Source organism: Actinomycetospora sp., from assembly GCF_055612215.1.
Window position 1 is genome coordinate 1 of sequence record NZ_JBVPVA010000743.1, and the last position, 5917, is coordinate 5917.

The window sequence follows — 5917 nt, forward strand, 5'->3', positions numbered from 1 at the left end:
TCCCCGGGGCGCCGAGGGCGATCTCGAGGTCCGCGGCGCCGCGGAGCACGCCGGTGCTCACCTCCGCGAGCACCGGGTCGATGCGCGAGTCCGGTCCGCCGACGGTGACGGCGGCGACCACCCGGCCCGCGGCGTCGCGCACCGGCGCGCCGACCGCGAGCAGGCCCCGGTCCATCTCGTGGCGGGCCAGCGACCAACCCCGGGCGCGGTCCTCCGCGAGGCGCACGACGAGCTCGTCGAGCGAGCGCGGCGCGGCGGGCCCGGTCGCGGCGAGTCCCTCGGGGACGAGCAGCCGGGCGACGGCCGCGGTGTCCAGGTCGAACAGCAGGGCGCGCCCGCCCGCGGTGCACGACAGGGGCATGGTGCGCCCGACCCAGCCCACGGCGCGGAGCTCGCTGTCCGGGGCGGCGGTGGCGATGGTCATCGCGCTCCCGCCGCTGCGCACGCAGACCTCGACGCGCTCGCCGAGCAGGGCGGCCTCGCGCTCGACGAGCGCGTCGGCCTCGTCGCGGAGGCGGCGGCTGACCGCGCGGACGCCGAGGGAGAACAGCCGGGTGCCGATCCGGTAGCGCAGGGTGCCGGCCTCCCGCTCGACGAAGCCGGCGTCGGCGAGGAGGCGGAGCAGGCGGGACACCTGGGACTTGTCGCGCCCGAGCGTCCGCGCGATCTCGACGACGCCGAACGACGTCGGGGCCTCGAGGGTCCCCGCGGGGCCGCCGAGTCCCGCCGACTCCGGGTCGCCCAGCAGCTCGAGGATCGCGAGCGCGCGGTGGACCTGGCCGCCGCCCGACGCGTCACCGGTCCCGGCGGGGACGGCGGCGGAGGGACGGGCGGCGACCGCGGCCGCCACGTCGTCGGGGGCGGCGCCGCGCGAAGCGCGTGGGCTCATGTCACCCCTCTCTCCGCTCCCTGACGCGGGAGCGCGAGGGGCAACTGCCGTTGCCGATCGGACAACGGTCTGCGAGAGGTTAAGGGGCTCGCCATCGGGTTGTCACCCGGTAGTTGAGACTTTCGGGTCCGAGGGCGACCGGCCGGGGCGTCGCCGGGCGGTGACGCTGCGTCCGAACCAGCGCCCTGAGCAGCGGACCCGCGGGGGACATGTCCGATTGGACTGACGGCGGGTCAACCGACCGCGACGCCCTCGTGACGATGGGTGACGACAGGCCCCGGGTCGCGTCATTGCCCCCGCAGAGACGGAACCGGCCGGGGCGTTGCACGGACACACCGCGCCGTTGACGATCCGCGACGGCGCGGACGCGGTCAGCGTCCGGCGCTGGGCAGGCCGCGCCCGGAGTCCGCCGACCCGTCGAGGCCCCAGAGGGTGAGCAGCCGGGCCTCGAGCCGGTCGAGCTCGCCCGCGACGGCCAGGTGCGCGCGACGGCGGCGCCCGGCCGGCATCTGCTCCGCGGAGCGGACGGCTGCCTCGAGATCGGAGAGGCGGGTGCGGGCGTCGGCGGTGAAGGTCCCCACCTCGGCATCGTCGGGCCGCCGGTTGGCGAGCTCGCGCACCGAGTTCGCGAGGTTGTGGCAGCGCGCGTAGAGCGCCGTGCCGCGCCCGGAGAACGAGGAGAGCTCGTCCGGGGCGACGCCGAGCCGCCGGGCGCGGAAGTCGTCCACGCGCGCCCGGGTCGCGCCCACGGCCTGGTAGACGATCGGCGCCGCGATGGGGACGACGACCCGGGCGATCCCGATCCAGCGCTTCACGGTCGCGCCGGTGAGCCCTTCGCCGCCCTCCTTGGCCTCCTTCGCCTCGGCCTCCTCGATCTCGGCCACCTTCTCCGCGGCCTTGCGGTCGGCCTTCGCCGCCTTCGCGGTCTGCTTCTCGGCCTTCACGGCCTGCTTGGCGGCCTTGCGGCTCAGGACGACCACGCCCTGCCCGTCACCGGCGTCCCCGCCGAGCTCCACCGAGTACTTCGTGCTGCGCCGCCGCGCCATGGGTCCTCCCGCTGTCCCGGCGGCCGGCCCTCGCCGGCGCCCCGGGCAGGGCCCGCCCGGAGACTCCCGGCGGCCACCCGGCCCGATGTCGATCTCCTGCTTCCCCCGGTTCCCCGCTGGTGGGCGACCCTAACGGGGCCGCCCCGTCCGTGGGGTGTCGTGCGACCCCGGACGCGCGGCGACCCGCGCCGGCCGGCCCGTCCGCGGCGTGGGTGTCGGGGGGTCGTGGCAGGCTCGGGGCATGAGCAGCACGGAGCCGGACGCCGGGCTCCCCGGCGTCCCGCTCCGGTCGGAGGGCCAGCCCGGGTCGCGCCCGGTGCTGCTCGACGCCGCCGTCACCACGCGCTGCCGTCGCCGGGTCCACCTGGAGCACGACCCCGAGGCGGGCCGCACCAACGGGGCGACGCCGGTGGACGACGCCGGCGGTGCGGTGCTCCCGGAGCCCGATCCCGGTGTGGAGATGCGGGTGGCCGACGCGGCCGAGCACCGGACGGCCGTCTCGGCCCGGTTCGCCGAGCTCCTCGGCGCCTCCTACCGCCGGGTGCCCGACGGGGCGCGGGGAGAGCGCGTGACGGCCACCCTGGCGCTGGTCGCGGACGGGTCCGTGGCCGCGATCGGCGCCGCGGAGCTCCCGCCGGGCGACGGCCGGCGCGGCCACGCCGAACTGCTCGTGCGCGCCGAGGCCGGCGGCTGGTACCCGTTGATCATCGTGCGCCATCGGGTGAGCGATCCGGGGACCGGCGCGCTGACGTCCCCGCTGGCCCGGCCGCACCCGTCGTCGGCGGCGCCCGATCCCGACCGCAAGGTGCGCGCCGTCGCCCGGGACGTGCTGCGCCTCGCCCACCTGCACCGGATGCTCGCCGCCGCGGGCCTCGGGGCCGCATCGGGTGCCGCGTGGGGCGGCGTGGTCGGGCTGGACGCGGACTGCGTGGTGTGGACCGACCTCGCGGCCGCCCCCGGCAACGAGGCCGGCCGCAGCCCGCTCGACACCTACGACCGGCGCTTCGCCGACCGGCTCGCGGTCGCCACCGCCGCGCGGGCCGGGGCGCCCGCGCTCGCGGAGCCCTCCCGGATCACCGAGTGCCGGCGCTGTCCCTGGTGGCCGGTCTGCGAGGCCGAGCTGCGGCGGGTCGACGACGTCAGCCTCGTGGTCCGCGGGGAGGACGCGCTGCGGCTGCGCGGCCGCGGGATCACCACGGTGCGGGCGCTCGCCGCCCTCGACCCCCGGCGGGGCCTGCCCGAGCCGGCGGAGGCCGCGGCCGACGACACCGGCCTCGCCACCGACCTGCGCGAGGCCGTCGCGCTGGCCCGCGCCTGGCGCTCCGACGTGCCCCTCGTGCGTCGGGTCGTCCGGCCCGACGTGCCCCGCGGGGCGGTCGAGGTCGACGTCGACATGGAGAGCCTCGGCGAGGACGGCGCGTACCTGTGGGGCGTCCTGCTCACGGGCGCGGACGTCGGGCTGCCGCACGGCTACCGCGGCTTCGCCACCTGGGACCCGGTGCCCACCCGCGACGAGGCCCGCTCCTTCGCGGCCTTCTGGACCTGGCTCACCGACGTCCGCGCCCGGGCCGCCCGACGCGGCCTGTCCTTCCGCGCGTACTGCTACAACGAGCAGGCCGAGAACCGCTGGCTGCGGGGCTCGGTGGAGCGCTTCGCCGGGGAGCCGGGCATCCCGCCCGCCGCCGAGGTGGAGGCCTTCATCGCCTCGGACGCGTGGGTCGACCTGTTCCCGGCGGTCAGCGAGTCGTTCCTCTGCCCGCACGGCAAGGGCCTCAAGCGGGTGGCGCCGTCGGCGGGCTTCGGCTGGCGGGACCCGGAGGCGGGCGGGGAGAACTCGATGCGCTGGTACCGCCGGGCGGTCGGCATGGACGGCGACGAGCCCGACCCGACGATGCGCGAGCGGCTCCTGGTCTACAACGAGGACGACGTGCGGGCCACCCACGCGCTGCGCACGTGGATGACCTCCGACGCCGTGCTCGCCGTGCCCCACCTCGACGACCTGCCGGGCGAGGCGGGCCGTCCCGCCGACGACGCGACGGCTGGGCCGGTCGAGCCGATCGAGCTGCCTAGCGCGGCTGCATGCGCAGCGCCCCGTCGAACCGGATGACCTCGCCGTTGAGGTAGTCGTGCTCGACGATCATCGCGACGAGCTGGGCGTACTCGTCCGGGCGGCCGAGGCGCTGGGGGAACGGGATGCCCTTCGCAAGCTGCTCGCGGAACGACTCCTCGACGCCCGCGAGCATCGGGGTGTCGATGATGCCGGGCGCGATGGTCATGACACGGATGCCGTACTGGGCGAGATCGCGAGCCGCGGGCACGGTCATGCCGACCACGCCGCCCTTCGACGCGGAGTAGGCGATCTGGCCGACCTGGCCCTCGAAGGCGGCCACCGACGCGGTGTTCACGATGACGCCCCGCGCGCCGTCGGGGAGCGGCTCGGTCTCCGCGATCGCCGCCGAGGCGAGGCGCATGACGTTGAAGGTGCCGATCAGGTTCACGCCGATGACCTGCTCGAACAGGCCGAGGTCGTGCGGCCCCTTCTTCGACAGGAGCCGCCCCGCGGTGCCGATGCCCGCGCAGTTGACGACGACGCGCAGGGGCAGCCCGGTGCCCACCGCGGCCTCGACGGCGGCCTGCACCTGGTCACCGTCGGTGACGTCGGCGCCGACGTAATCGACGCGGTCCAGCTTCTCCGCCGTGTCGACCGCCTGGGGCAGGTCGATCGCCACGACGTGCGCTCCGGCGTCCGCGAGGCGCCGGACCGTCGCCCCGCCGAGGCCGGACGCCCCTCCGGTGACGATCGCGGCGACGTCGGTCGTGTCCATGGGCGATGCGCTCCTCGTGCTGGTCGGTTCCCCTGCGGCGGGGAGGTTATCCAGCCTCAGCGCGCGATGCCGAACTGCCAGTCGTCGAGGTAGCGGGTGGCGAAGCCGGCCTCGGAGTAGGCCAGGTAGAAGTCCCACATCCGGACGAAGGTCTCGTCGAACCCGAGCGCCCGGACCTCGGGCGTGCGAGCGAGGAAGGTCTCCCGCCAGCGGTGCAGGGTCTCGGCGTAGTCCGGGCCGATCGAGCGCCGGGCGTCCACCTGCATCGTGGTGTGACGCGCGAGGGTCTGCTCGATCGCCTCGACGCTCGGGATGATCCCGCCCGGGAAGATGTACTTGTGGATCCAGGTGTACGACTGCTTCGTCGCCCGGAGCCGGTGGTCCGGCATGGTGATGGACTGGAGCCCGAAGCGGCCGCCGGGCGCCAGCAGCCGGTCGACGGTGCGGAAGTACTCCGGCCAGAAGGCCACGCCGACGGCCTCGATCATCTCGATGGAGATGGCCGCGTCGTACTCGCCGACGGCGTCGCGGTAGTCGCGGACGTCGATGGTGATCCGGTCGGACACCCCCGCGGCCTCCGCGCGGGTGCGGGCGAGCTCGGCCTGCTGGACCGAGAGCGTGAGAGTGGTCACCCGGGCGCCCCGCTGCGCCGCACGGATGGCGGCCTCACCCCATCCGGTCCCGATCTCGATCACGCGTGACCCGTCCCGGACACCGGCCATGTCGAGGACGCCGTCGATCTTGCGGTGCTGGGCGGTGGTGAGGGACTCGAGGTGCTGTCCGTCCGCGCCGACCGGCCCGGAGAACCACGCGGCGGAGTACATCATCGACTCGTCGAGGAAGGTCTGGAACAGGTCGTTCGACAGGTCGTAGTGCCGGTGCACGTTCTCCTGGGAGACCACGGAGTCGCTGGCGACCTCCTCGCGCGGCTGACCGCGGTCGTAGAGGCCCCGCATCCGGCGCAGCGGCATCGGGACGAGCTCCTCGATGTGCTCGCTGAAGCAGCGCAGGACCCCGACGAGGTCGTCGGAGTCCCAGTCGCCGACCATCCACCCCTCGCCGAAGCCGATCAGGCCGGAGTGACCGAGACGGGTGAAGCAGGCCTCCGGCCGGATGAGCCGGACGGTGGGCGAACCCGGTCCACCGCCGCCCTCGAC

Annotated in this window: 5 protein-coding genes; 1 reads left to right on the plus strand and 4 read right to left on the minus strand. The window is 75.6% G+C overall.

Going from position 1 to position 5917, the window contains the following annotated elements; translation table 11 throughout:
* Both AC0CYZ_RS20250 and AC0CYZ_RS20255 read right to left on the minus strand, forming a co-directional pair.
* The coding region (locus AC0CYZ_RS20250) for an IclR family transcriptional regulator (RefSeq protein ID WP_472218590.1) at nucleotides 1-889 on the minus strand (889 nt) is incomplete at its 3' end.
* 371 nt (nucleotides 890-1260) lie between these two features.
* Nucleotides 1261-1935, minus strand: a complete 675-nt coding sequence (locus AC0CYZ_RS20255) for a DUF6474 family protein (protein WP_472218592.1) — start codon at nucleotides 1933-1935, stop codon at nucleotides 1261-1263.
* Between the two features lie 241 nt (nucleotides 1936-2176).
* On the opposite strand from AC0CYZ_RS20255, the gene AC0CYZ_RS20260 reads away from it, so the two are divergent.
* Nucleotides 2177-4042 (plus strand): TM0106 family RecB-like putative nuclease, encoded by a 1866-nt coding sequence (locus AC0CYZ_RS20260; protein WP_472218594.1) that lies wholly within the window; start codon nucleotides 2177-2179, stop codon nucleotides 4040-4042.
* On the opposite strand, the gene AC0CYZ_RS20265 is transcribed toward AC0CYZ_RS20260, so the two are convergent.
* Entirely contained in the window at nucleotides 4002-4760 is a 759-nt protein-coding gene (locus AC0CYZ_RS20265) for an SDR family NAD(P)-dependent oxidoreductase (protein WP_472218596.1), read from the minus strand. The two genes, AC0CYZ_RS20260 and AC0CYZ_RS20265, sit on opposite strands and share 41 nt — an antisense overlap.
* Before the next feature lie 56 nt (nucleotides 4761-4816).
* Nucleotides 4817-5917 (minus strand): class I SAM-dependent methyltransferase (locus tag AC0CYZ_RS20270; protein ID WP_472218598.1); only part of this gene is annotated, 1101 nt, incomplete at its 5' end.